The sequence below is a fragment of the Frigoribacterium sp. PvP121 genome (genome assembly GCF_017833115.1).
Taxonomy (GTDB): domain Bacteria; phylum Actinomycetota; class Actinomycetes; order Actinomycetales; family Microbacteriaceae; genus Frigoribacterium; species Frigoribacterium endophyticum.
The window spans coordinates 2,732,052-2,755,564 of the sequence record NZ_JAFIBR010000001.1; the positions used below are offsets into that span (position 1 = coordinate 2,732,052).

26 protein-coding genes are annotated in these 23,513 nt (G+C 72.8%); 3 read left to right on the forward strand and 23 right to left on the reverse strand.

All coding sequences use genetic code 11. The features are described from left to right. Positions 1-16 precede the first annotated feature (16 nt). Genes rplT through infC form a run of 3 tightly spaced genes read right to left on the reverse strand, consistent with a single transcriptional unit; the run spans position 17 to position 1,257 of the window. The gene (gene rplT, locus JOE43_RS12695; RefSeq protein WP_056056191.1) at positions 17-403 is read right to left on the reverse strand and encodes a 50S ribosomal protein L20; all 387 of its coding nucleotides are present in this window, start codon (positions 401-403) and stop codon (positions 17-19) included. A gap of 30 nt (positions 404-433) precedes the next feature. Further along, on the reverse strand, positions 434-628 hold the full coding sequence (gene rpmI / locus JOE43_RS12700; protein ID WP_056056193.1) for a 50S ribosomal protein L35: 195 nt from the start codon (positions 626-628) through the stop codon (positions 434-436). A 2-nt stretch (positions 629-630) separates the two neighbouring features. After that, positions 631-1,257, reverse strand: a complete 627-nt coding sequence (gene infC, locus JOE43_RS12705) for a translation initiation factor IF-3 (protein ID WP_156370197.1) — start codon at positions 1,255-1,257, stop codon at positions 631-633. 400 nt (positions 1,258-1,657) lie between these two features. On the opposite strand from infC, the gene JOE43_RS12710 reads away from it, so the two are divergent. Next, a complete protein-coding gene (locus JOE43_RS12710; RefSeq protein WP_209519235.1) occupies positions 1,658-1,960 on the forward strand; it encodes a DUF1844 domain-containing protein in 303 nt (100 codons plus the stop codon). Here JOE43_RS12710 and JOE43_RS12715 read toward each other — a convergent pair. The 6 genes from JOE43_RS12715 to JOE43_RS12740 form a co-directional block, all read right to left on the reverse strand. Continuing rightward, positions 1,957-2,733, reverse strand: a complete 777-nt coding sequence (locus tag JOE43_RS12715) for an SseB family protein (protein WP_209518170.1) — start codon at positions 2,731-2,733, stop codon at positions 1,957-1,959. The genes JOE43_RS12710 and JOE43_RS12715 overlap by 4 nt on opposite strands. Before the next feature lie 62 nt (positions 2,734-2,795). Beyond that, positions 2,796-3,542 carry a bifunctional 1-(5-phosphoribosyl)-5-((5-phosphoribosylamino)methylideneamino)imidazole-4-carboxamide isomerase/phosphoribosylanthranilate isomerase PriA gene (gene priA / locus JOE43_RS12720; RefSeq protein ID WP_056056198.1) on the reverse strand — a complete coding sequence of 249 codons (747 nt, stop codon included), beginning with the start codon at positions 3,540-3,542 and terminating at the stop codon, positions 2,796-2,798. Positions 3,543-3,672: 130 nt separating this feature from the next. Further along, the gene (gene hisH, locus JOE43_RS12725) at positions 3,673-4,308 is read right to left on the reverse strand and encodes an imidazole glycerol phosphate synthase subunit HisH (RefSeq protein WP_209518172.1); all 636 of its coding nucleotides are present in this window, start codon (positions 4,306-4,308) and stop codon (positions 3,673-3,675) included. Continuing rightward, positions 4,305-4,919: an imidazoleglycerol-phosphate dehydratase HisB gene (gene hisB / locus JOE43_RS12730; RefSeq protein WP_056056201.1), complete on the reverse strand. Its 615-nt coding sequence runs from the start codon at positions 4,917-4,919 to the stop codon at positions 4,305-4,307. Before hisB ends, hisH begins: the two co-directional genes overlap by 4 nt. Continuing rightward, positions 4,916-6,001 (reverse strand): histidinol-phosphate transaminase, encoded by a 1,086-nt coding sequence (locus tag JOE43_RS12735; RefSeq protein ID WP_209518174.1) that lies wholly within the window; start codon positions 5,999-6,001, stop codon positions 4,916-4,918. The genes hisB and JOE43_RS12735 overlap by 4 nt, the downstream gene beginning before the upstream one ends. Before the next feature lie 63 nt (positions 6,002-6,064). Continuing rightward, positions 6,065-6,433: a hypothetical protein gene (locus JOE43_RS12740; protein ID WP_209518176.1), complete on the reverse strand. Its 369-nt coding sequence runs from the start codon at positions 6,431-6,433 to the stop codon at positions 6,065-6,067. A gap of 252 nt (positions 6,434-6,685) precedes the next feature. Between JOE43_RS12740 and lexA the strand changes: the two genes are divergently transcribed. Then, positions 6,686-7,372 (forward strand): transcriptional repressor LexA, encoded by a 687-nt coding sequence (lexA, locus tag JOE43_RS12745; protein ID WP_056056206.1) that lies wholly within the window; start codon positions 6,686-6,688, stop codon positions 7,370-7,372. A gap of 123 nt (positions 7,373-7,495) precedes the next feature. Here the strand turns inward: lexA and hflX are convergent, their stop codons facing one another. Continuing rightward, positions 7,496-9,043 carry a GTPase HflX gene (gene hflX / locus JOE43_RS12750; protein WP_209518178.1) on the reverse strand — a complete coding sequence of 516 codons (1,548 nt, stop codon included), beginning with the start codon at positions 9,041-9,043 and terminating at the stop codon, positions 7,496-7,498. A gap of 82 nt (positions 9,044-9,125) precedes the next feature. Here hflX and JOE43_RS12755 point away from each other — a divergent pair, with 82 nt between their 5' ends. After that, entirely contained in the window at positions 9,126-9,734 is a 609-nt protein-coding gene (locus JOE43_RS12755; RefSeq protein ID WP_209518180.1) for a class I SAM-dependent methyltransferase, read from the forward strand. Positions 9,735-9,777: 43 nt separating this feature from the next. On the opposite strand, the gene dapF is transcribed toward JOE43_RS12755, so the two are convergent. The 13 genes from dapF to JOE43_RS12820 form a co-directional block, all read right to left on the reverse strand. Continuing rightward, on the reverse strand, positions 9,778-10,662 hold the full coding sequence (gene dapF / locus JOE43_RS12760; protein ID WP_209518182.1) for a diaminopimelate epimerase: 885 nt from the start codon (positions 10,660-10,662) through the stop codon (positions 9,778-9,780). Continuing rightward, entirely contained in the window at positions 10,659-11,570 is a 912-nt protein-coding gene (gene miaA / locus JOE43_RS12765; RefSeq protein WP_209518184.1) for a tRNA (adenosine(37)-N6)-dimethylallyltransferase MiaA, read from the reverse strand. The genes dapF and miaA overlap by 4 nt, the downstream gene beginning before the upstream one ends. 1 nt (position 11,571) lies before the next feature. Then, entirely contained in the window at positions 11,572-13,146 is a 1,575-nt protein-coding gene (gene miaB, locus JOE43_RS12770; RefSeq protein WP_209518186.1) for a tRNA (N6-isopentenyl adenosine(37)-C2)-methylthiotransferase MiaB, read from the reverse strand. Positions 13,147-13,190: 44 nt separating this feature from the next. Beyond that, a complete protein-coding gene (locus JOE43_RS12775; protein WP_209518187.1) occupies positions 13,191-14,252 on the reverse strand; it encodes a regulatory protein RecX in 1,062 nt (353 codons plus the stop codon). Next, a complete protein-coding gene (gene recA, locus JOE43_RS12780) occupies positions 14,249-15,310 on the reverse strand; it encodes a recombinase RecA (protein ID WP_056058750.1) in 1,062 nt (353 codons plus the stop codon). The genes JOE43_RS12775 and recA overlap by 4 nt, the downstream gene beginning before the upstream one ends. 294 nt (positions 15,311-15,604) lie before the next feature. Continuing rightward, complete coding sequence (locus tag JOE43_RS12785) at positions 15,605-15,829, reverse strand: DUF3046 domain-containing protein (RefSeq protein ID WP_209518189.1); 225 nt, start codon at positions 15,827-15,829, stop codon at positions 15,605-15,607. A gap of 94 nt (positions 15,830-15,923) precedes the next feature. Continuing rightward, complete coding sequence (locus tag JOE43_RS12790; RefSeq protein ID WP_055794896.1) at positions 15,924-16,232, reverse strand: helix-turn-helix domain-containing protein; 309 nt, start codon at positions 16,230-16,232, stop codon at positions 15,924-15,926. 143 nt (positions 16,233-16,375) lie between these two features. After that, positions 16,376-16,870: a CinA family protein gene (locus tag JOE43_RS12795; protein WP_209518192.1), complete on the reverse strand. Its 495-nt coding sequence runs from the start codon at positions 16,868-16,870 to the stop codon at positions 16,376-16,378. Continuing rightward, the gene (gene pgsA / locus JOE43_RS12800) at positions 16,867-17,511 is read right to left on the reverse strand and encodes a CDP-diacylglycerol--glycerol-3-phosphate 3-phosphatidyltransferase (RefSeq protein ID WP_209518194.1); all 645 of its coding nucleotides are present in this window, start codon (positions 17,509-17,511) and stop codon (positions 16,867-16,869) included. Before pgsA ends, JOE43_RS12795 begins: the two co-directional genes overlap by 4 nt. 3 nt (positions 17,512-17,514) lie before the next feature. Next, positions 17,515-20,361 carry a DNA translocase FtsK gene (locus JOE43_RS12805; protein ID WP_209518196.1) on the reverse strand — a complete coding sequence of 949 codons (2,847 nt, stop codon included), beginning with the start codon at positions 20,359-20,361 and terminating at the stop codon, positions 17,515-17,517. Positions 20,362-20,428: 67 nt separating this feature from the next. Beyond that, positions 20,429-21,658, reverse strand: coding sequence for an ABC transporter permease (locus JOE43_RS12810; protein ID WP_209518198.1), 1,230 nt, complete (start codon positions 21,656-21,658; stop codon positions 20,429-20,431). After that, entirely contained in the window at positions 21,655-22,404 is a 750-nt protein-coding gene (locus JOE43_RS12815) for an ABC transporter ATP-binding protein (protein ID WP_209518200.1), read from the reverse strand. The genes JOE43_RS12810 and JOE43_RS12815 overlap by 4 nt, the downstream gene beginning before the upstream one ends. Then, entirely contained in the window at positions 22,404-23,417 is a 1,014-nt protein-coding gene (locus JOE43_RS12820) for an efflux RND transporter periplasmic adaptor subunit (RefSeq protein ID WP_209518202.1), read from the reverse strand. The genes JOE43_RS12815 and JOE43_RS12820 overlap by 1 nt, the downstream gene beginning before the upstream one ends. Positions 23,418-23,513 lie beyond the last annotated feature (96 nt).

The window sequence follows — 23,513 nt, forward strand, 5'->3', positions numbered from 1 at the left end:
CAGGTGACGCGGTGGATCAGGCGGCGGCCTTGGGGGCCGACGTGTCGGCGGGCAGCGCGGCCTTGGCCGTGGCGACGATCGACGCGAAGGTGGCGGGCTCGTTGACGGCCAGCTCGGCGAGGATGCGGCGGTCGACCTCGATGCCGGCCAGGGCGAGGCCCTGGATGAGGCGGTTGTAGGTCAGGCCGTTCGCACGCGACGCAGCGTTGATGCGCTGGATCCACAGGCGGCGGAACTCGCCCTTGCGAGCACGGCGGTCACGGTACGAGTAGACGAGCGAGTGGGTGACCTGCTCCTTGGCCTTGCGGTACAGGCGCGAACGCTGACCGCGGTAGCCCTCGGCGCGTTCGAGGACGACGCGACGCTTCTTGGCGGCGTTGACCGCTCTCTTGACTCTTGCCATTTTCTTGTTCCTCTACGTTCGTGTCAGCGGTCAGTGACCGAGAAGCTTCTTGGCGACCTTGGCGTCGGCGGGGGCGAGCACCTGGTCCTTGTTCAGGCGAGCCTTGCGCTTGGCGCTCTTCACCTCGAGGTTGTGGCGCATGCCGGCCTGCTGCTTCATGATCTTGCCGGAACCGGTGACCTTGAAGCGCTTCTTGGCGCCGGAGTGGGTCTTCTGCTTGGGCATCTCTACTTGCTCTCTTCTGTGGGCGCGGCCGGTGCGTCGGCCGGCGCCTCGTCGGACGTCGGGTGCTTCGGGCCCTTGGCGGCGACCTTGCGGGCCTCCGCCTCGGCCTTGGCCTCGGACTTGTTCTTGTGCGGACCGATCACCATCACCATGTTGCGGCCGTCGATGGTGGGCGTCGACTCGACGCTGCCGAGCTCGGCGACGTCCTCCGCGAAGCGCTGCAGGAGACGGACGCCCTGGTCGGGACGCGACTGCTCGCGACCGCGGAACAGGATCATGGCCTTGACCTTGTCGCCGCCCTGGAGGAAGCCCTCGGCGCGCTTGCGCTTGGTCTCGTAGTCGTGCTTGTCGATCTTCAGGCGGAAACGGACCTCTTTGAGGATCGTGTTCGCCTGGTTGCGACGCGCCTCCTTCGCCTTCTGCGCAGCCTCGTACTTGAACTTCCCGTGATCCATGATCTTGGCCACGGGAGGCTTCGAGTTGGGGGCCACCTCGACCAGGTCGAGCTCGGCCTCGGCGGCGAGCCGCAGGGCCATGGCGATGGGGACGACACCGATCTGTTCTCCGGCGGGGCCGACGAGGCGGACCTCCGGGACGCGGATGCGGTCGTTCGTACGGGGATCGCTGATGCGGAACTCCTCTGTTGATGCTTCCGACACCACCGCGTCGGTGACACGGCGGGGAAAGAGGAGGTTCGTGGCCCCCACGCCTCACGGCGCGACAGGACCACTGCACCCTGGCTGCCTGTCTCCGACCTGAGCCACCTGCAGGGCAGGTGAGCTTCGGACGGACACCGACGGGGTGCCAACAACCCGGTAACCTCGTGTAACGGTCGAGCGCGGGTGGGAGAATCTCCACTTTCGCACGGAGCAGACGCTCCGAGCCTTGACGACTTTAGCAGAGGATCAGTTCGTGAGCCACTCCCCCCGAGACACCCCCGCCGCTGCCCCGAGCGACGCGCACACCCACCGCTTCGCCGACGACACGGCCCCGCCGGCGTCGGGCGGCGCCGACGACGCCGTCCGCGACATCGCCGAGGTCAACGCCGTCGAGGTCATCAACACCGTCGCCGTCCACCTGATGAGCGCCGCCGCCGTCAAGGTCGGCCTGGCCGACGACCCCCAGGCGCAGACCGACCTCGACGAGGCCCGCAAGCTGATCACCTCGCTCGCGGGGCTGGTCACGGCCAGTGCGCCGGAGATCGGCGACCAGCACGCCCGGGCCCTCCGGGACGGCCTCCGCTCGCTGCAGCTCGCGTTCCGCGAGGCGAGCGCCATCCCCGACGCGGTGGGCGCCGGCCCCGGCGAGAAGCTCACCGGCCCGGTCAACTAGGGCCGGGGCGGCCCGCCGGCGGGGACGACCTTCACGGCCATGCCGTCGACCCGCTCCGCGATGACGGGGTCGGCCGACCAGGCGGCCTGCAGGCGCCCGAGCACGGCGCTGAGCTGCTCCTGGTCGAGACCCGGCCGGACGCCCAGCTGCACGACGAGCTCGGGCGGGCCGAGCCGCGCCGACCGGTAGCCGGGCGCGACCGCCACCGTGACCAGCGCCTCCTCGGTGGCCGACGCCGTGAGGAACGCCTGCAGCACGTCCGGGTCCTGGTGGCTGGGCAGCCAGCGCTCGTCCTGCGCGACGGCCCACAGGGCCGGGCGCCGCAGGCCGAACTCGGTCGACGAGCCGGGGTCGAGCACGAGCCGGTCGGTGGCCTCGGCTGCGGCCGCCAGGGCGATGCGCCGGGCGTCGGCGGGGACGGGGCGTGCCTTCGCGTCCCAGGCCCGGAGCGTCTCCACCGACGTGAACGCCGGCAGCACGTCACGGCCGTCGGGGCCCGCGACCGTGACGATCGACAGCTCCTGCGTCTTGTCGACGACGACGCCGTGCTCGTTGAGCCCCTCCTCGCCGGCCACCGCGACGAGCGGGATCAGCAGTCGGGCGGGGCGGAGGGCGTCCACGACCGCCACCTCGTCGGCCTCCCCCGCGTGGAACCGCGTGAGGGCCTCGAGGAGGCGCGGGTCGGCCGAGCCGTCGTCACCCGCGTAGGCCGTGTCGTGGTGCTGGAAGGTGCGGCCCGCCCACGGGCGGCCGGCGCTGTCGACCGGGGGCACGGGACGCCCGTCGTGGGCGCTGCGCCCCGCGTGCGCCGCGCCGTGGCCAGGACCCTCCGACGTCACGCCGAGGCGACGTCGAGTGCGGCGCCGAGCGTGAACGCGCCCGAGTACAGGGCCTTGCCGACGATGGCGCCCTCGACCCCCCGGGGCACGAGCTCGCGGAGGGCCGCGATGTCGTCGAGGCTCGAGATGCCGCCGCTGGCGATGACGGGCTTCTCCGTTCGCTCCGTCACCTGCTTCAGCAGCTCGACGTTCGGGCCCTGGAGCGTGCCGTCCTTCGTGACGTCGGTGACGACGTAGCGCGCACAGCCGGCGTCCTCGAGGCGGGCGAGGACGGTCCAGAGGTCGCCGCCCTCCTGCGTCCAGCCCCGCGCGGCCAGCGTCGTGCCTCGCACGTCGAGGCCCACGGCGACGGCCTCGCCGTACTCCGCGATGACGTGCGCGGCCCACTCGGGGTTCTCGAGCGCCGCGGTGCCGAGGTTGATGCGCTTGACGCCGGTGCTCAGCGCGTCGTCGAGCGAGCGGTCGTCACGGATGCCGCCGCTGAGCTCGACGTTGATGCCCTTCACCTGGCGGATGACCTTCTTGATGATCGACCGGTTGTCGCCGCGCCCGAACGCCGCGTCGAGGTCGACGAGGTGCAGCCACTCGGCGCCCTGCTCCTTCCAGTCGTCCGCCGCGGCCACCGGGTCGCCGTAGCCGGTCTCGGTGCCGGCCTCGCCCTGGGTCAGGCGGACGGCCTGGCCACCGGCGACGTCGACGGCCGGGAAGAGGGTCAGGCCGGGGGTGGTGCAGAACTCGCTCATGCTGTCTCCCTCGCGGCGTGGCCGCGGGATCGTGCCCCCGTCGCGTCGGGACGACGCGCCTCTCGGGGCGGGGTCGGGGTGGAGGCGGCGGCCGGCCGGGCGGTCGGGCCCGGCCGGCCGTCGCGCCGGGTCACAGGGTGCCGAGCCAGTTCGACAGGAGCCGGATGCCCGGCTGCCCCGACTTCTCGGGGTGGAACTGCGTCGCCCAGAGCGGGCCGTTCTCGACGGCCGCGACGAACCGGCCGCCGTGGTCGGCCCACGTGACGTGCGGCTCGGGGAACGGGCGGATCACGTCGAGGGTCCACTCCTGCGCGGCGAACGAGTGCACGAAGTAGAAGCGCTCGTCACGGACACCGTCGAAGAGGACGCTGCCCTCGGGGGCGTCGACGGTGTTCCAGCCCATGTGCGGGAGCACGTCGGCCTTGAGCTCGTCGACGACGCCCGGCCACTCGCCGAGCCCGCCCGTGGTCGCGCCGCGCTCGACGCCGCCCTCGAAGAAGACCTGCATGCCGACGCAGATGCCCATCACGGGACGACCGCCGGCGAGGCGCCGGTCGATCAGCTCGCCGCCGCCCACCGACTCGAGCTGGCTCATCACGGCCCCGAAGGCCCCGACGCCGGGCACGAAGAGGCCGTCGGCCGACTGCACGCGACCGCGGTCGCGGGTCAGCTCGACGTCGGCGCCCGCGAGCTCGAGCGCCTTGACGGCCGAGTGCACGTTGCCGCTGCCGTAGTCGAGCACGGCGACGGTCGGCCGCGCGGTCACAGCGAGCCCTTCGTCGAGGGCACGCCCGAGACCCGGGGGTCGGGCTCGACGGCCTGGCGGAGCGCCCGCGCGAAGGCCTTGAACTCGGCCTCGGCGATGTGGTGCGGGTCGCGCCCGCCCAGCACGCGGACGTGCACGGTGATGCCGGCATGCACCGTGATGGCCTCGAAGACGTGGCGCACGAGCGAGCCGGTGAAGTGCCCGCCGATGAGGTGGTGCTCGAAGCCCGCGGGCTCGCCGGTGTGGACGAGGTAGGGGCGACCCGACACGTCGACGACCGCCTGCACGAGGGCCTCGTCGAGCGGCACGAGCGCGTCGCCGTAGCGCGAGATGCCCGACTTGTCGCCGAGGGCCTCCCTCAGCGCCGTGCCGAACGTGATGCCGATGTCCTCCACGGTGTGGTGCGCGTCGATGTGCGTGTCGCCGGTGGCGGTCACGTCGAGGTCGATCAGCGAGTGCTTCGAGAGCGCGGTCAGCATGTGGTCGAAGAACGGCACCGACGACGAGACGGTCGACCGCCCCGTGCCGTCGAGGTCGAGCGAGAGGGCGACGCTCGACTCGCTCGTCGATCGGGTCAGGGAGGCGGTGCGGGAGGCGCGCTGATCGGTCACGAGGAGAGCCTAATGTCGCGGAGGGCGTCGAGGAACGCGGTGGTCTCGGCCTCGGTGCCGGCGCTCACCCGGAGGTGGCCGGGGATGCCCAGGTCGCGCACGATGATGCCGCGCTCGAGGAGCCGTTCGAAGACGTCGGACGGGTCGTCGACGCCGCCGAACAGGACGAAGTTCGACCAGGTCGGCCACGGCTCGTAGCCCATCGCGGCCAGCTCGCGCACGATGCGGTCGCGCTGGCCCCGGATGTCGTCGACCATGGCGAGCATCTCGTCGGCGTGACGGAGGGCCGCGACGGCGGCCGCCTGCGTCAACGAGGAGAGGTGGTACGGGAGGCGGACGAGACGGAGCGCGTCGGCCACGGCCGGGTGCGCGGCCAGGTACCCGACGCGGGCCCCGGCGAAGGCGAACGCCTTGCTCATCGTGCGCGAGACGACGAGGCGCGGACGCCCCTCGAGGAGGGTCAACGCCGTCTGCTGCCCGGGCGGCATGAACTCGGCGTAGGCCTCGTCGACGAAGACTATGCCGTCGGTCGCGTCGTAGGCCGCCTCGACCGTGGCGAGGTCGAGCGGCGTGCCGGTGGGGTTGTTGGGGCCGCAGAAGAAGACGATGTCGGGGCGGACGCGCTCGATCTCGGCGACGGCGGTCTCGGGCGAGATGCCGAAGCCCTCGTCGCGGCGACCCTCGACCCAGGTGCTGCCGGTGCCGACGGTGATGATCGAGTGCATCGAGTACGTGGGCGGGAACCCGAGGACGGAACGACCGGGGCCGCCGAACGCCTGGAGCAGCTGCTGGATGACCTCGTTCGAGCCGTTCGCCGCCCAGATCTGCTCAGGCGTGACGCCGTGCCCGAGATAGGCCGCCAGCGCCTCGCGCAGGGCCGTGAACTCACGGTCGGGGTAGCGGTTGACCTCGTGCAGCGCCTCGGCGATCGACGCGACGATGTCGCGGGCCACGTCGGCGGGCACGGGATGCGTGTTCTCGTTGACGTTGAGGGCGACGGGCACCTTCTTCTGGGGGGCGCCGTACGGGGTCAGGCCGCGGAGGTCGTCGCGGAGGGGCAGGTCGTCGAGACTGAAGGACACCCCTCCATGGTAGGCGCGAGGCGCGCCCCGACCGTCACCGGGACGACGGCCGCTGCCGACGGGTCAGTCGGAGTACTTCGTCGGGACGGCGAGGGTCTGCCCCGCGCTGACCTCGGCGCTGCCGAGGGCGTTCAGCCGGACGATGTCGCTGACGACGTCACGGGGGTCTTTCGTGGGGGCGATCTCGTGGGCGACCTGCCAGAGCGTCTCGCCGCCCTCGACCGTGACGTGCTCGAACGCCACGGCGGCCGAGCTGTCGGAGGCCTGCGCCCCGGGGCCGGCGAGCAGGACGCCCCCGACGATGCCCGCCACGCCCAGCGCGACGGTGGCCGCGACGACGCGACGACCGCGGCGCGTGATGCGGAGACGGGTGCGGACGGGGGTGCCGTCGATGCTGGGGGCGATGCTGATGCTGCTGACGATGGCGCTCATGGGGTGGGTCCTTTCACCGCGAGAGAAGACTGCGAATTCGTGCCCGGCACTCGGCCGGGAATGCCGGACACGAAGACGTGTTCCGAACATACATTCGATCCGTGGTCGATTCAACCCCTCATCCCCCTCCGACGCCCTCCGGATCTGCGACACACTCGAACAGGTGTGTGGCTGGGGCGTCGTCATCGGATACGGTTTCGATCGATGGTGGGAGTCAAACAGCGACCACCGACATCCGACGTCAGGAGACAGATGAGCGACCCGCAGCGCGCGAGCGCGGCCGTGACGGCCCCCTCCCGCAAGGCCCTGACGGCGAAGCAGGAGTCGATCCTGGCGGCTATCCAGGCGAGCATCGCCCAGAGCGGCTACCCGCCGAGCATGCGCGAGATCGGCGACGCGGTCGGCCTCCGCTCGCTGTCGAGCGTCACGCACCAGCTCAACCAGCTCGAGCTCGCCGGCCGCATCCGCCGCGACCCGAACCGGCCTCGCGCCCTCGAGGTGCTCGCCGACGAGTCGGCCCCCTCCGCTCCGGTCACCACCATCCTCACCAGCAGCGACGACGGCGACACCGCCCACGTGCCCATGGTCGGCCGGATCGCCGCCGGCGTGCCCATCACCGCCGAGCAGCAGGTGGAGGACGTCATGCCCCTGCCCCGCCAGCTCGTGGGCAAGGGCGATCTCTTCATGCTGCGCGTCGTCGGCGACTCCATGGTCGACGCCGCCATCTGCGACGGCGACTGGGTCGTCGTCCGCCAGCAGCAGAGCGCGGAGAACGGCGACATCGTCGCGGCGATGCTCGACGACGAGGCGACCGTCAAGGTCTTCCGCCAGCGCGACGGCCACACCTGGCTGCTCCCCCGCAACAGCGCCTTCGAGCCGATCCTGGGCGACCACGCCCAGATCGTCGGCAAGGTCGTGGCGGTGCTGCGCTCGGTGTAGCGGGCTGGGTCGCGGCGGCCTCGACGGCACGACCCGCGACTCCTGCACCACCGTCGACCGTGACGACGAAGGCCCCCTGCCGAGACGGCAGGGGGCCTTCGTGCTGTGGCGGAGGGCCGGCGCTCAGCGCCGGGCGACCGCCGGCTGCACGAACGGTGCCAGGGCGGCCACGTCGCTCGGGTACACCCGGGCGTGGAGGCGCGTGCCGGCCTCCTCGTAGTCGGTCGAGACGACGCGGCCCGCGTCGTGCAGGTGCGCCACGACCTCTCCGCGGTCGTACGGCACGAGCAGGTCGACCTCGACCTCGGGCTCCGGCAGGAGGCCGGCGACGCGGTCGAGCAGCTCGTCGACGCCCTCGCCCGTCCGGGCGGAGACGAAGACCGCCGAGGGCTCGAGGCCCTGCAGCACGAGCCGCTGGTCGGCGTCGACGAGGTCGGCCTTGTTGAAGACGACGACCTCGGCGATGTCGTGGCCGTCGACCTCGGAGATCACCTGGCGCACGGTCGCCAGCTGCGCGGCCGGGTCGGGGTGCGAGCCGTCGACCACGTGCACGATGACGTCGCTCGCGGCGACCTCCTCGAGGGTCGACCGGAACGCCTCGACGAGCTGGTGCGGCAGGTTGCGCACGAAGCCGACCGTGTCGACGTACGTGAACGGGCGGCCGTCGGGCGTCGAGCTCTTGCGCACCGTGGCGTCGAGGGTCGCGAACAGGGCGTTCTCGACGAGGACGCCCGCGCTCGTCAGGCGGTTCAGCAGGCTGCTCTTGCCGGCGTTCGTGTAGCCCGCGATCGCGACGGAGGGCACCTCGTTGCGGTCGCGGTTCGCGCGCTTGGCGTCGCGCGCCGGCTTCATCTCCTTGATCTGGCGACGGAGGCGCGCCATGCGGGTGTGGATGCGGCGACGGTCGAGCTCGATCTTCGTCTCACCGGGGCCACGGCTTCCCATTCCGGCGCCGGCGCCGCCGACCTGGCCACCGGCCTGGCGCGACATCGACTCGCCCCAGCCGCGCAGGCGGGGCAGCAGGTACTCGAGCTGCGCGAGCTCGACCTGCGCCTTGCCCTCCCGGCTCTTGGCGTGCTGGCTGAAGATGTCGAGGATCACCGCGGTCCGGTCGATCACCTTGACCTTCACGACGTCCTCGAGGGCGCGTCGCTGGCTGGGCGCGAGCTCGGTGTCGGCGATGACCGTGTCGGCGCCGAGGGCGGCGACGGTCTGCCGGAGCTCCTCCGCCTTGCCCTTGCCGAGGTAGGTGCTCGGGTCGGGGTTCGGGCGGCGCTGCAGCAGCCCGTCGAGCACGACGGCGCCGGCGGTCTCGGCCAGGGCGGCGAGCTCGCGCAGGGAGTTCTCGGCGTCGCCGAGCGACCCCTGCGACCAGACGCCGATCAGCACGACGTTCTCGAGCCGCAGCTGGCGGTACTCGACCTCGGTGACGTCCTCGAGCTCGGTCGACAGGCCGCCCACGCGCCGGAGCGCGGCACGGTCGTCACGGTCGAGCTGCTCGCCGTCGGAGCCGACGTCGGTGAGCGAACGGGTCTGGATCGCCTGCGCGGGCGAGAAGACGGTGTACGCGGAGGAGCGGGCCGCCGCGCGCTCCAGCACCCGGGCGACGACGTCGTCGGGCAGCTGGTCGCCCTGCTCGGCGTCGAGCGGGGTGGAGGGAGTGTCTGTCATCGGTGTGATCGTAGCCCTTTCGTCAGGCAGGTCGCAGGGCGCCCGGACGGGCGGGCCCTGCATCTTCGGTAGGTTGTGGGTCATGTCGAGCGAGCACTACTTCTCCCGGGAGCCGGAGAGCGAGCTGCGTCCTCGCACGATCACGGCGACCCTCGCGGGCCGTGAGCTCTCGATCACGACGGCCGCGGGCGTCTTCAGCCCCGGCCGGGTCGACCCCGGCACGTCGGTGCTGCTGGCCGGCACCCCGGCGCCGCCCCCGGTGGGCGACCTCCTCGACGTCGGGTGCGGATGGGGGCCCGTCACCCTGAGCCTCGCGCTGATGTCACCCGACGCGACGGTGTGGGCCGTCGACGTGAACGAGAGGGTCCTGCAGCTCGTGCGCGAGAACGCCCGGGCCGCCGGCCTCCACAACGTCAACGCCGTCACCCCGGACGATGTTCCCGACGACGTGCGCTTCGCGACCATCTGGTCGAACCCGCCCATCCGCGTCGGCAAGGCCGAGCTGCACGGCATCCTCGAGCGCTGGCTCCCCCGGCTCGAGGAGGGGGCCGACGCCTGGCTCGTCGTGCAGAAGAACCTCGGCGCGGACTCCCTGCAGCGCTGGATCGGCGAGACGATGGGCGACGTCGTCGACGTGCGCCGCGCCTCCACCAGCAAGGGGTACCGCATCCTCCGCGCCACCCGCAGCTGACCCCGGGGAGGCGCGGGTCGGCCCCGCGAGGGAGCTGCGTGCGTCAGATGGTCAGGGCGCCGCTGTAGACCAGCTCGGCCGGCCCGCTGAGCGAGACGTGCTCGCCGTCGGGGTGAGCGGTGACACGGACGCCGACCACGCCGCCCGGCACCGTGACGAGCCAGGACGCCGGGGCGCCCGTGCCCGCCCAGTGGCGGGTCGCGAGGGCCGCGGCCGCCGCCCCGGTGCCGCAGGAGAGCGTCTCGCCGCTGCCGCGCTCGTGGACGCGCATGCGGATGCGGCCCACGCCGTCGACGACGAGGGGGTCGGAGGGGACGACGAACTCGACGTTGGCGCCGTCGCTCGGCACGGGGTCGAGCATCGGCGCGTAGGCGAGGTCGACCGCGTCGAGCTCGGCGTCGCCGGCCAGCGCGACGACGACGTGGGGGTTGCCCACGGAGAGCGAGAGGCCGGGGCGCGCGGCGTGCAGCTCACGGGCGCGCACGGTCGGCTCGGCGTCGTCGAGGCGCCAGGCCCCGAGGTCGACGCGGAAGCCGTCGACGGATCGCTCGACCCAGCGGACCCCGGCGCGGGTGCCGATCGCCAGGCGCTCGCCCTCGGCCAGCTCGACGAGGCCGCGCTCGAGCAGGTAGCGCACGTAGACGCGGATGCCGTTGCCGCACATCTCGGCGACGCTGCCGTCGGCGTTGTGGTAGTCCATGAACCACTCGGGGCGGCCGACCTCGTCGCCGACGAACCCGGAGGCGCCGCCGGGCAGCGAGGCGGTCTTCACGGCCCGGATGACGCCGTCGCCCCCCACGCCGAAGTGGCGGTCCGTGAGCGCCCGGATGGTCACGGGGTCTAGGTCGACCTCGGCGTCGGCATCGGTGAACAACACGAAGTCGTTGCCGGTGCCCTGGCCCTTGGTGAACTGCAGGGTGGTGGTCACCCGAGGAGTCTAGCGACGGCCCGCTCGACGGCCCCCGCCTCCCCCGTCGACGACCAGTCGACGTCGGGCAGGCGGCGGAACCAGCTGACCTGGCGGCGGGCGTAGCGACGCGTGAGGGCCTGCGTCGTCTCGACCGCCTCCCGCTGGTCGACCTCGCCCCGCAGCTGCGCCGCCGCCTGCGCGTAGCCGATGGCCCGCCGGGCGGTGACTCCCCGGTCGAGGCCGAGGGTCGCGAGGTGCGCGACCTCGTCGAGCAGGCCGCCCGCCCACATCCCCTCCACGCGCTCGTCGAGCCGCGGCACGAGCACGGAGCGCTCCTCGCGGAGGCCGACCACGAGGGAGTCGCGCCACCGGGGCGCCTCGTCGGGCAGGGAGGCGGAGAACGGCTCCCCCGTGATCTCCCCCACCTCGAGCGCCCGCACGAGCCGTCGGGCGTTGTGCGGGCCGATGGACTCGGCGGCGCGGGGGTCGGTCTCGCGGAGCAGCGCGTGGAGCGCGCGCGGACCGCCGCTCTCGCCCAGCGCCTCGAACCGTGCCCGCACGACGGGGTCGGTGCCGGGGAAGCGGTAGTCGTAGAGCACGCTCGAGACGTACAGCCCGGAGCCGCCGACGAGGAGGGGGACGGCACCGCGGGCCAGGACGGCGTCGACGGCCGCGCGCGCCTCCTTCTGGTACCACTCGACGCTGGCCTCGTCGGTGACGCTCAGGACGTCGAGGAGGTGGTGCGGCACTCCCCGGCGCTCGGCGGGCGGCAGCTTCGCCGTGCCGACGTCCATGCCGCGGTACAGCTGCATAGCGTCGGCGTTGACGACCTCGGCCGCCACCCCGCGGGCGACGAGGGCCTCCGCGAGGTCGAGGGAGAACGCGGACTTGCCCGTGCCGGTCGAGCCGACGATCGCGACCAGCACGTCAGCGGAGGTCGTCGGTCGTGCTGTAGATCGGCGTCGTCGCGACCCGGAGGGCCGGCAGGCCGAGCGACACGCGCGGCGCCGCGGTCGTGCCGGAGGCGCCCCCCGCGGTCGTGGGGACGCCGCAGGACGCCGCCTGGGCGCGGTCCCACGCATCGCCCGCCCGCGTGCGGCGGAGGCTCCAGGGCCGGCCGGGGCCCGCGTCGGCGATCAGGTAGAACGGGGCGGCGTCGGTGACCTGGACCGAGACGACGTCGCCGGGCCGCGGGGCCTCGGCACCGCCCGGCACCTCGACGTGCACCAGACGGCTGTCCTCCGCGCGGCCGGAGAGGCGCAGCGTCGCCGCGTCCTTGCGCCCCTCGCCGGCGGCGATCATGACCTGCACGACCCTGCCGACCTGGGCGCGGTTCTCGGCGGCGGAGATCGAGTCCTGCAGGGCGACGAGGCGCTCGTAGCGCTCCTGCACGACGGCCTTCGGCAGCTGGTCGGGCATCTCGCCGGCCGGGGTGCCGGGCCGCACCGAGTACTGGAAGGTGAAGGCGGACGCGAACCGCGCCTCCTCGACGACACGGAGGGTCTCGGCGAAGTCGGCTTCGGTCTCGCCGGGGAAGCCCACGATGATGTCGGTGCTGATCGCCGCGTGCGGCATCGCGGCCCGCACACGGTCGAGGATGCCCAGGAAACGCTCGCTGCGGTAGCTCCGCCGCATGGCGCGCAGCACCCGGTCGGAGCCGGACTGCAGGGGCATGTGGAGCTGCGGCATGACCGTCGGCGTCTCGGCCATCGCCTCGATGACGTCGTCGGTGAACGAGGCCGGGTGCGGGCTCGTGAAGCGCACGCGCTCGAGGCCCTCGACCTGGCCCACCGCACGCAGCAGCTTCGAGAACGCGAGCCGGTCGCCGAACTCGACGCCGTAGCTGTTGACGTTCTGGCCGAGCAGGGTGACCTCGATCGCGCCGTCCTCGACGAGCGACCGCACCTCGGCGAGGACGTCGCCCGGGCGCCGGTCGCGCTCCTTGCCCCGGAGGGACGGCACGATGCAGAAGGTGCAGGTGTTGTTGCAGCCGACCGAGATGCTGACCCAGCCGCTGTGCGTCGATTCGCGCTTGGTCGGCAGCGTCGACGGGAAGACCTCGAGGGACTCGAGGATCTCGACCTGCGCCTCGTCGTTGTGCCGCGCACGCTCGAGCAGGGCCGGGAGGGAGCCGGTGTTGTGGGTGCCGAAGACCACGTCGACCCAGGGCGCCGTCTCGAGGATGGCCGCGCGGTCCTTCTGGGCGAGGCAGCCGCCGACGGCGATCTGCATGCCGGCGTGCTTCCGCTTGACCCCGGCCAGCTGGCCGAGCGTGCCGTAGAGCTTCTTGTCGGCGTTCTCGCGAACCGCACAGGTGTTGATGACGACGACGTCGGCCTCCGCCCCCTCCGGGGCGGCGACGAGGCCGGACGCCTCGAGCGAGCCGCTCAGCCGCTCGGAGTCGTGGACGTTCATCTGGCAGCCGTAGGTGCGCACCTCGTAGGTGCGCGGACGGACCTCCGCCGGAGCGGCCGGGAGCGGGGCGGAGGTGACCGTCGTCATGGTGACCCAGTCTAGATCGGTGCCCACGCCCCGGAGCCCGTCGGTCACTCGAAGCGGACGCCGCCTCCCCGCGGGCTGCCGCCGCGGGGCAGCACCTTCTCGATGGCACGACGGACGACGTCGGACCGGTAGCCGCGCCTCATCAGGTAGCCGTTCAGGCGCCGCTCGGCGGTGGCGTGGTCGAGCCCACGGAGGGACCCGACGCGCTTGCGGGCCCACTCGTCGGCCCGGGACTGCTCGTCGTCGTCGTCGATGTCGGCCAGGGCCTCCTCGACGACCGAGGCGTCGAGCCCGCGCTGCCGGAGCTCCGACGTCACGGCTCCCCGACCGAGCCCCTTCCGCTCCTGCTTGGAGCGGACGAGGTTCTCCGCGAGCTCGCGGTCGTTGAGGAGCCCGACGCCCTCCAGGCGAGCCACCTCGCCCAGCACCACCTCCTCGTCGAGGTCACGGCTGCGGAGCAGCGTGGTCATCTCGGCGGAGGACACTCCGCGGCGCGACAGGGCGTGGAGGCTGACGTTCTCGGCACGTCGTCGCTGGGCGTCGAGGTCTTCGGGCTCGGGCTCGGTCGCCTCCACGTCAGGCTCGATCGTGGGCTCGACGGCCCGGAGTCGTGACCGGCTGCGGGGCGAGCTGGACGCCGGTGGCTCCTCCGCGGTCGGCTCCTCCGACGTCGGTGCCGACCAGTGGGCGCTGATCGCAGCCAGCCGCTCGGCGGTCTCCGCGACGGGATCGCCGGGAGTCGACGAGGTCTCGCCCTCCTCGTCGCTCGCCTCGTCGACGGCGGGAGCGCCGTCCACGGCGTCGGGCCGCCCGGCTGCCGAGCCCAGCGGGCCGGAGACCGCCCAGCCTGTCACGGGGTCGAGCTGCACGTCGCCGTCAGGGTCGAGGACTTCGGCGTCACCAGACGCGTCGACCGGCTCGGCGGCGACCGGCTCGGCGGAGGGAACGACCTCGAGACGGCGAGGCGGGGCCGCGGTGTCGTCGGCGACCGGCGCGGGCGCGTCGTCGGGCGCGGGCCGACGGCCCGACCCCGCACCCCGGACACCGAAGAGCGGTGTCACGGGGGCGAGGGCCGAGCCGTCGCTCTGCTCGTCGTCGTGCGTCATGCGCCCTTGCGAGCGGCGATCTTCGCCTCGATCGACTCGACCGGAGCCGCCGGGGCCGCTGCGGCGCCGACGCCGAGCTTGGCGAGGATCTTCTGCTCGATCTCGTCGGCGACGGGCGCGTTCTTGATGAGGAAGTTGCGCGAGTTCTCCTTGCCCTGGCCGAGCTGGTCACCCTCGTAGGTGTACCAGGCACCGGACTTGCGGACGATGCCGTGCTCGACACCGAAGTCGATCAGGCTGCCCTCGCGAGAGATGCCGACGCCGTAGAGGATGTCGAACTCGGCCTGCTTGAAGGGCGGCGCCATCTTGTTCTTGACGACCTTGACGCGGGTGCGGTTGCCCACCGCGTCGGTGCCGTCTTTCAGGGTCTCGATGCGACGGATGTCGAGACGGACCGACGCGTAGAACTTCAGCGCCTTGCCGCCGGCGGTCGTCTCGGGGCTGCCGAAGAACACGCCGATCTTCTCGCGCAGCTGGTTGATGAAGATCATGGTCGTGCCGGTCTGGCTCAGGCCACCGGTCAGCTTGCGGAGGGCCTGCGACATCAGGCGGGCCTGCAGGCCGACGTGCGAGTCGCCCATCTCGCCCTCGATCTCTGCACGGGGCACGAGCGCGGCGACGGAGTCGATGACGATGAGGTCGATGGAGCCCGACCGCACGAGCATGTCGGCGATCTCGAGGGCCTGCTCGCCGGTGTCGGGCTGCGACACGAGGAGGGCGTCGATGTCGACGCCGAGCTTCTTGGCGTACTCCGGGTCGAGCGCGTGCTCGGCGTCGATGAAGGCCGCGATGCCGCCGTTGCGCTGGGCGTTGGCGATGGCGTGGAGGGTCAACGTCGTCTTCCCGGACGACTCGGGACCGTAGATCTCGACGATGCGGCCGCGGGGGATGCCCCCGATGCCGAGTGCGACGTCGAGCGCGATCGAGCCGGTGGGGATGACGGCGACGGGCGCGCGCTCGTCGCTGCCGAGGCGCATGACAGCACCCTTGCCGAACTGACGGTCGATCTGCGCGAGAGCGGTCTCGAGGGCCTTCTCGCGGTTCTCTGCTGAGGGCATGCTGTTCTCCTTCGGGATGATGTCCGTGCGCCTGTAGGCTGTCGCGTCGCTGGTCACCGGTGGGGCAAGGAGCTCAGCGTGACGACAAGGCTGGTGGCCCCGACGAGGGTCGGGACCGGTGGAACGTCGATGCAGTGAACGCTACGAGCCACCACCGACATCCGGGATGCCGGCACGGTGGCCCGTGGAGAGCCCGGGGCTTCGACGCCCTGGGGAGGACGCTACACCGATCCGAACGGATGTTCGACAGGCGTCCGCGGCGTGTCGAACGCTCCGACGAGCGGCAGCGCGGGCTCAGCGCCGCGGCTCGGGCAGTCCGACGCCGTGCCGCCGGGCGACGGGGACGCCCTCGGCGGCGCAGAGCGCCAGCCAGACGTCGCGCGGCGGGACGCCCTGCGCCACGGCCTCGTCGGCGGTGCGGTCGCCGAGCTCGGCGATGACCAGGTCACGGGTCACGACGCGGCCGTAGGCCTCCCCGAACTCGTCGACGACGGCACGACGGAACTCGCTCTTGCGCATCGTTCGAGGCTACCCGCGACTGCCCGCGAACCGCACACGACGAACGCCCCCGGCGAGGGCCGGGGGCGTTCGGGGCGACGTGGTGAGCGGGAGCTCAGCGCACCGCGAGGTCGGTGTCGAACTCGGCGACGAGGTCGTCGGGCAGCGTGTCGGGGATCGGGTTGAGGCCCTCGATGACCGCCATGCGGTCACCCACCTCGCGCATGATCACCGAGATGGGAGTCTCGAGCGCGTCGGCCACCGACGCGAGGATCTCCGAGCTGGCCTCTTTCTGACCACGCTCGACCTCGCTGAGGTACCCGAGCGCGACGCTCGCCTTGCTGGCGACCTGTCGGAGCGTCCGGCCCTTCTGCAGGCGGAAGTCGCGAAGGACGTCACCGATTTCTTGACGAACCAGAACCATGGGACCCTCCTCCGGATGGACGCCCCACCAGACGGACGTCAGTGGTGGGTGGGTAACTCTGCGCGACGATCGTTGTCACTGTAACCACCACGATCTGTACGACGCTTGTGAACCCGGCAGTTGTAACGAGACCGAAACGCGGATCATTCCCGCGTCTCGTCGAGCCACTCGGCCAGCAGTGACAGGAGTTCGGAGACGGTGCCCGATCGGATGGCTCCGCGGTCGCCGCGGAGGTCGAGACGCCGTACGCGGCTGTCGTCGGCGGTGGCCAGCGCGATGTAGACCGTGCCCGCGGGCAGGTCGCCCTGGGGCCCCGGGCCGGCGACGCCGGTCGTCGCCAGGCCGAGAGTCGCCGGCGCCCCGGCGACGGTGAGGCGCTCGCGCACGCCCGCGGCCATGGCCGCCGCGACGTCGGGGTCGACGGGCCCCGTCGCGGCGAGCTGCGCCGCGTCCACGCCGAGGACGGTGTGCTTGAGCTCGGTCGCGTAGGCCACCACTCCGCCGTGCACGACGGCGGACGCTCCGGGCACCGACACGAGCTCCGCCACGACCAGGCCGCCGGTCAGCGACTCCGCGACGGCGACGGTCTGGCCGCGACGCGCCAGCTCGGAGACGAGCGACGACGCGTCGGCCGTCACGCTCCCCGCCCGTGCTTCGCGGCGACGCGCAGGTAGTCGGCGCCGGAGACGAGGGTCGCCACGAGCGCGGCCGTCATGAGGACGCCGTTCACCCAGTGCATCGCCTCGCCGAACACGTTCCAGAGCGGGAAGAGCGCGAGCGTGACGGCGACGGCCTGGAGCACCGTCTTGAGCTTGCCGCCGCGGGACGCCGGCACGACGCGGTCACGGATGACGATGAACCGGTAGACGGTGATCCCGACCTCGCGGAGCAGGATCAGGGCCGTCACCCACCAGGGCAGCTCGCCGAGGACCGTCAGGGAGACGAGCGCCCCGCCGATGAGGACCTTGTCGGCGATCGGGTCGACGATCTTGCCGAAGTCGGTGACGAGGTCGAGCCCGCGGGCCAGGGCACCGTCGAGGCTGTCCGTGAGGATCGCCACGACGAAGAGCACCGCCGCCGCGATGCGCAGCGGCCCGTCGGCGCCGTCGTCGACGAGCAGCCACGCGATGAACAGCGGGGCCATGAGGATCCGCACCACCGTGACCACGTTCGCGATGTTCGCCGTGCTCGCGGGGCCGGGCCCCTTGCTCGCGAACCGCCCTCGGAAGGGGAAGGTCGCCGGGGCGGAGGACGCGCCTCCGCTGCGGTCGTCGGTCATGGGTCAGTCCCTCCCGGTCAGGCCCCAGGCGTCTTCCGACCCCTCGTCACCGTCGACCTCGTCGTAGCCCCGCGTCATCTCGGCGACGGGGTCGTCGCCGTAGCCCGGTCGCGGGCCCGACCCGGAGGGCAGGCCGGCGGGCGCGCCCGCCCCGTGCTCGTCGTCGCCGCCGCGCAGCTTCGCCAGCACCCCCGGCAGCTGCTCCGGAGTCACGAGCACGTCGCGCGCCTTCGAGCCCTCGGAGGGGCCGACGATGTCGCGCGACTCCATCAGGTCCATCAGGCGACCCGCCTTGGCGAAGCCGACCCGCAGCTTGCGCTGCAGCATCGACGTCGAGCCGAACTGCGTGCTGACGACGAGCTCCGCGGCCGCCAGCAGCAGCTCGAGGTCGTCGCCGATGTCGCCGTCGATCTCCTTCTTCTCGACCACCGCGGCCACGTCGGGCCGGTAGTCGGGGCGCGCCTGACGGGTGACGTGCGCCACGACCTGCGCGATCTCGTCTTCTTGGACCCAGGCGCCCTGCACGCGCATCGCCTTCGAGGCGCCCATCGGCAGGAAGAGCCCGTCGCCCTGGCCGATGAGCTTGTCGGCGCCGGGCTGGTCGAGGATGACGCGCGAGTCGGTGACGCTCGACACCGCGAAGGCGAAGCGCGACGGCACGTTGGCCTTGATGAGGCCGGTGACGACGTCGACCGAGGGGCGCTGCGTCGCCAGGACGAGGTGGATGCCGGAGGCGCGGGCCAGCTGCGTGATGCGCACGATGCTGTCCTCCACGTCGCGGGGGGCCACCATCATGAGGTCGGCGAGCTCGTCGACGACCACGAGCAGGTACGGGTAGGGCTTGAGCGTGCGCGCGCTGCCCGCGGGCAGCACGAGCTCGCCCGCCACCACGGCGCGGTTGAAGTCGTCGATGTGCCGGAAGCCGAAGCTGGCGAGGTCGTCGTACCTCATGTCCATCTCCTTCACGACCCACTGGAGCGCCTCGGCGGCCTTCTTGGGGTTCGTGATGATGGGGGTGATGAGGTGGGGAACGCCCGCGTAGATCGAGAGCTCGACGCGCTTCGGGTCGATCAGGACCATCCGCACGTCGGTCGGCTTCGCCCGCATCAGCAGCGACGTGATCATCGAGTTGACGAAGCTCGACTTGCCCGAGCCCGTGGCGCCCGCCACGAGCAGGTGCGGCATCTTGGCGAGGTTGGCGACGACGTAGCCGCCCTCGACGTCCTTGCCGACGCCGATCGTCATCGGGTGCACGCTCTTCGCGGCGGCTCCGGAGCGCAGCACGTCGCCCAGCGACACCGTCTCGCGGTCGGTGTTGGGGATCTCGACGCCGATCGCGCTCTTGCCGGGGATGGGCGAGAGGATCCGCACCTCGTTCGACGCGACCGCGTACGAGAGGTTCTTGCTGAGCGCGGTGACCTTCTCCACCTTCACGCCCGGGCCGAGCTCGATCTCGTAGCGGGTGACCGTCGGGCCACGGCTGAAGCCGACGACCTTCGCGTCGACCGAGAACTGCCGGAGCACCTCGGTGATCGAGCGCACGATCTCGTCGTTCGCCTCGCTGCGGGCCTTGGCGGGCGGGCCCACGGCCAGGGTGGAGGCGGCGGGCAGCCGGTAGGGAGCCTGCGGCGAGTCGTCGTCGACGTCGAGCGAGGCGGGCGGCAGCTCGTCGTCGTCGGGGGCGAGCACCGCTGCAGCGACGTCGCTCTCGGCGAGGTCGGCGGGCGGCAGCGACGCGGGCACGCTCGGCAGCACGGTCGTCGCCGCGGTCGCGGAGTCGTCACGGACCGCGGCCGGAGCCGGGGCGGCAGCCGGGGCCGGGGGCACCTCGACGCCCCGGGCGCGGACGGCCTCCTCGGCCCGGTCGAGCTCGTCGAGCAGGCTGATGTCGAAGACGTCGGTGGCGCCCTCGTCGACGAAGCGGGGGCTCCTCGGCGCGGCCTCGACCGCGGCGGGGCCGGAGGCCCGGCGGTCGCGCCGGGACGGGCGGGCCGGCCGTTCGGGCGGCGCCTCGGTGAGGACCGGGGTGTCGTAGGCGGGGTCGTCTTCTCGACCGCTCTTGGTGCGTCGCCACCACGGGAGGCTCTCGGCGTCGTCGGTCGACCCGTCGGCGGCCTCGGCGGTGCCGGGCTCGGCCGCGGTCGCGCCGAACAGCCAGGCGTAGAGCTCGCCGAGGCGTCGACCGATGTGGTTCGGCGGGGTCTTGGTCGTGATGAGGACGGAGAAGACGAGGAGCACGACGACCACCGGGACGGCCACCCACTCGGTGGCCAGGGCGACCATCCAGGAGGCGACGAGCCAGCCGAGCACGCCGCCGCCGCCGGCGAGGGCGGGCAGGCCCTCCGCGGCCTGTGGCTGCCCGCCGAAGATGTGGCAGAGCGCGCTGATCGACACGATCATCAGGCCGAGGCCGATGCCCATCCGCGTGTTGTCGTGCACGGAGGCCGGGTGCCGGAAGAGCCAGCCCGCGAAGAGGACCATGATCACCGGCAGGGCGTAGGCGACCCGGCCGACCAGCGCCCCGAACGTGTAGGCGTCGAGCGCCTGCGCGACGGGGCTCGTCGGGTTCAGCCACTCGACCGCGGCGCCCGCGACGGCGAGCAGGACGAGCAGGAACGGCACCCCGTCGCGGCGTTCGCTGGCGTCGAGCGCCTCGCGGCCCAGCAGGCGGAAGGCGCCGCCGGTGGCGTGCGCCAGGCCCATCCAGGCACGCGTGACGACGCCGGGGCCCGGGTCGACCGCGGCGGGAGGGGGCGTCGGGAGCTTCTTGGTGGCAGCCGTCGCGCCGCGGGCGCCGGACGCGCGGGAGCCGGAGCGCGATCGCGGGGTCTGCTTGGTGGGCGTGGCCATGGGCTCGAGGGTACCGCCCGCCCCCGACGCGGGTCGGAGGCGGGCGGCGCGTCAGCGGCGGGCGGCGTCAGTAGCGGATGGCGTCGATGACCTTGACGCGCACCGCGACGAGGGCCGGCAGGAGCCCGGCGACCGCGCCGATCACCGTCGCCGAGCCGAGGCCGATCAGGGCCGCCGTGATCGGGAAGGCCGGCAGGTCGTCGACCGCCCCCTGCGCGATGAACCCCTGCACGGTGCCGTTCTGCACGACCAGGACGGCCACCATCACGCCCACCACGCCGGCCACGACGGTGCCCGCGACGCTCTCCAGCATCACCGAGAAGAAGACCCGCGGGGCCGTGGCCCCGAACGACCTCCGCACCCCGATCTCACGGATGCGCTGGCGGACCGTCACCAGGGCGATGTTGACGAGCCCGAGACCGCCGAGCAGCAGCACGAGCACCCCGACGCCCGTGATCGTCAGCTTGATCGGCAGGAAGGGATCGGTGTCGCCCGCGTACGCGGCGTAGTCCGTCCGGCTCACGTCCACCTGGACGTCGTCGCCGAGGGCGGCGGCCAGGTTGCCCTGCACCATCGCGCTGAGCTCGTCGCCCGCCCCCGGCGGCAGCCACATCTCGTACTGCGGCGACTCCGGGTAGCCCCCCTGCGAGGTCGGCACGAGGTCGAGCTCGTCGGAGGGGAGGAGGAAGATCGCGGGCGACTCCCCCTCGTAGAGCGCGGCGGTCACGCCGACGACCACCCCCGTCGCCGAGTCGGCGCCGCGGAGCTGCAGGGTCGGGTGCGACGAGACGGGCGGACTGCCGAGCTGCTCCCACAGGGCCTCGTTCACGACGACCGCGGGCGCCATGCGACGCTCGTCGCCGTCGACGAACCACGACCCCTCGGCCAGGGCGACGCGGTGCATCTCGCCGTACTCGGGGTCGACGATCTGCGCCGACACGTCGGTGAGTCCGCCCGGCAGCTGCACGGAGCGCGTCGTGTAGAGGGCCTCCGAGGCCCAGGTGACGTCGTACCGCGACATCGTCGAGCGGAACTCCCGGTCGACGAGCGCGGGGTCGAGCACGCCGCTGCCCGTCGTGTAGGCCGAGACCGTGTAGGTGGCCGGCCTCCCCCCGGACTTCTCCGACGACTCCCGCGTCGACTGCTCGGCGAGGCTGCCGAGGCCGACCACGGCCGTCAGCGCCGCCACGGCGACCGCGACCCCGACGAGGCTGAGCAGCACGCGCAGCTTGTTGACGCGCAGCTCCGACCAGGCCTCGACGAACGCCCCCACGACGCTCGACAGCAGCCCGGTCACGCCGCGGGCTCCGCGGTCGCGGTCGCGGGCACGAGCGCCGACGGGCCGGCGAGGTCGCCGCCCAGCCGTGCCGCCGACAGGACGCCGGCGTCGAGCGCGTAGTGCCGGGCCGCGAGGCCCGCCACCGCGAGGTCGTGGGTGATGGTCACGAGGGCCGCGCCGGTGTCGGACGAGATGTCGTCGAGGAGGCGCATGACCGTCGCGCCCGTCTCGATGTCGAGCGCCCCCGTCGGCTCGTCGGCGAGGATGACGCGGGGGTCGCGCACCAGCGAGCGAGCGATGGCCACGCGCTGCTGCTCGCCGCCGGAGAGACGGTGCGGCATCGAGTCGACCCGGTCGCCGAGCCCGACCTTCTCGAGCATCTCCGCGGCGATCGACCGTCGCCGCCAGAACCGCCGGCCGCGCGCGTAGAGCAGCGGCGTCATGACGTTCTCGAGCGCCGTCCGCCCCTGGAGCAGGTTGAACTGCTGGAAGATGAAGCCGACCTGCTCGCCCCGCAGGCAGTCGCGCGCCCCCGACCGGAGCCCGCTCACGTCGACGTCGTCGAACGAGTGCGTGCCCGTGGTCGGCGCGTCGATGAGGCCGAGGATGTTGAGCAGGGTCGACTTGCCCGAGCCGGAGCGGCCCACGATGCTCACGTGCTCCCCGGCGTCGACGACGAGGTCGACGCCGCGGAGTATGTCGAGGGCCGCCCCGTCGGCCAGGGGAACCGTCTTGGTCACGCCCTCGAGCCGGATCAGCGGCATCAGCAGAGGACCTCTCCGGTCGTCGGGTCGACGCAGCCCTCCTGCGGAGCGACGGCGCCCGGCACGAACTCGAGCACCGTGTCGCCCTCGACGAGGCCGCCCGTCACCTCGACGGCCGTGCCGTCGTTGATGCCGAGCGTGATCTCGCGCTCCTCCTGCGTGCCGTCGGCGCCGACCACGGTCACGACGCCCTTGCCGGCCGCGCCCTCGACGGCGGTGAGCGGGACGGTCAGCACGTCGGTCGCCACGCCCGCGGGGATGGTCAGCGTCGTCGCGAGCCCGGCGAACACCGTGACGTCGGCCGGCACGGCGCAGCTCACCGACTGACCGGAGGTGCCGGTCGCGGCGGGGTCGCCCCCGTCGCCCGACGTCGACGGCGCCGCGACGCCGACGCCGCCCACGACGAGCGCCGTGCACGCGAACGGCGCCGGCCCGCCCGGGATGGACGCCGTGCCCTCCGTGGGACGGCTGACGAGGCGGTACAGCTGGTCGGCGGCCAGCGACCCCGTGACGTGGAAGGTGGGAGGCGCCACCTTCGCCACCGGGTCGCCCACGGCCACGATCTGGTCCTTGATCACGGGGAGCTCCGTGACGGTGCCGGCCACCGGGGCCGTCACCACGGCGGTCTTGACGACGGGGGCACGCTCGGTGACCGTCCCGTCCGCCGCGACGAGCGCCTCCTGCGGGGTCTCCGAGCGGAGCGTGGCGATCTTGTCGCCCGCCGCGACGACCTGGCCCTTCTCGACGACGACCGTCACGACGGTGCCGGCGAGGGTGGCCGGAGCGACGGACGCGGCGTCGGCCTCGACCGTGGCGTCGACGGTGACGTCGTTCGTGACGGTGCCGACCGCCACGGCGACCTGGGGCTCGACCGCCTCGCCGGTCGGGACGGCGACCGAGCCGGACGCGGCGTCCGGCGCGGCGAAGAACGCGAGCTTGACGAGGGCGACGGCGATCGCGGTGAAGATCAGGATGCGGAGGATCGGGAAGATCCAGGTCTTGGCCACGCGCACGGGCGACTCCCCCTTCGGAGCAACGGACGGAACGTGCTCACCCTAGGAGCGGGGGGACGACGGAGGCCTCCGTCGCCGGGATGACTTCCCGGCGAC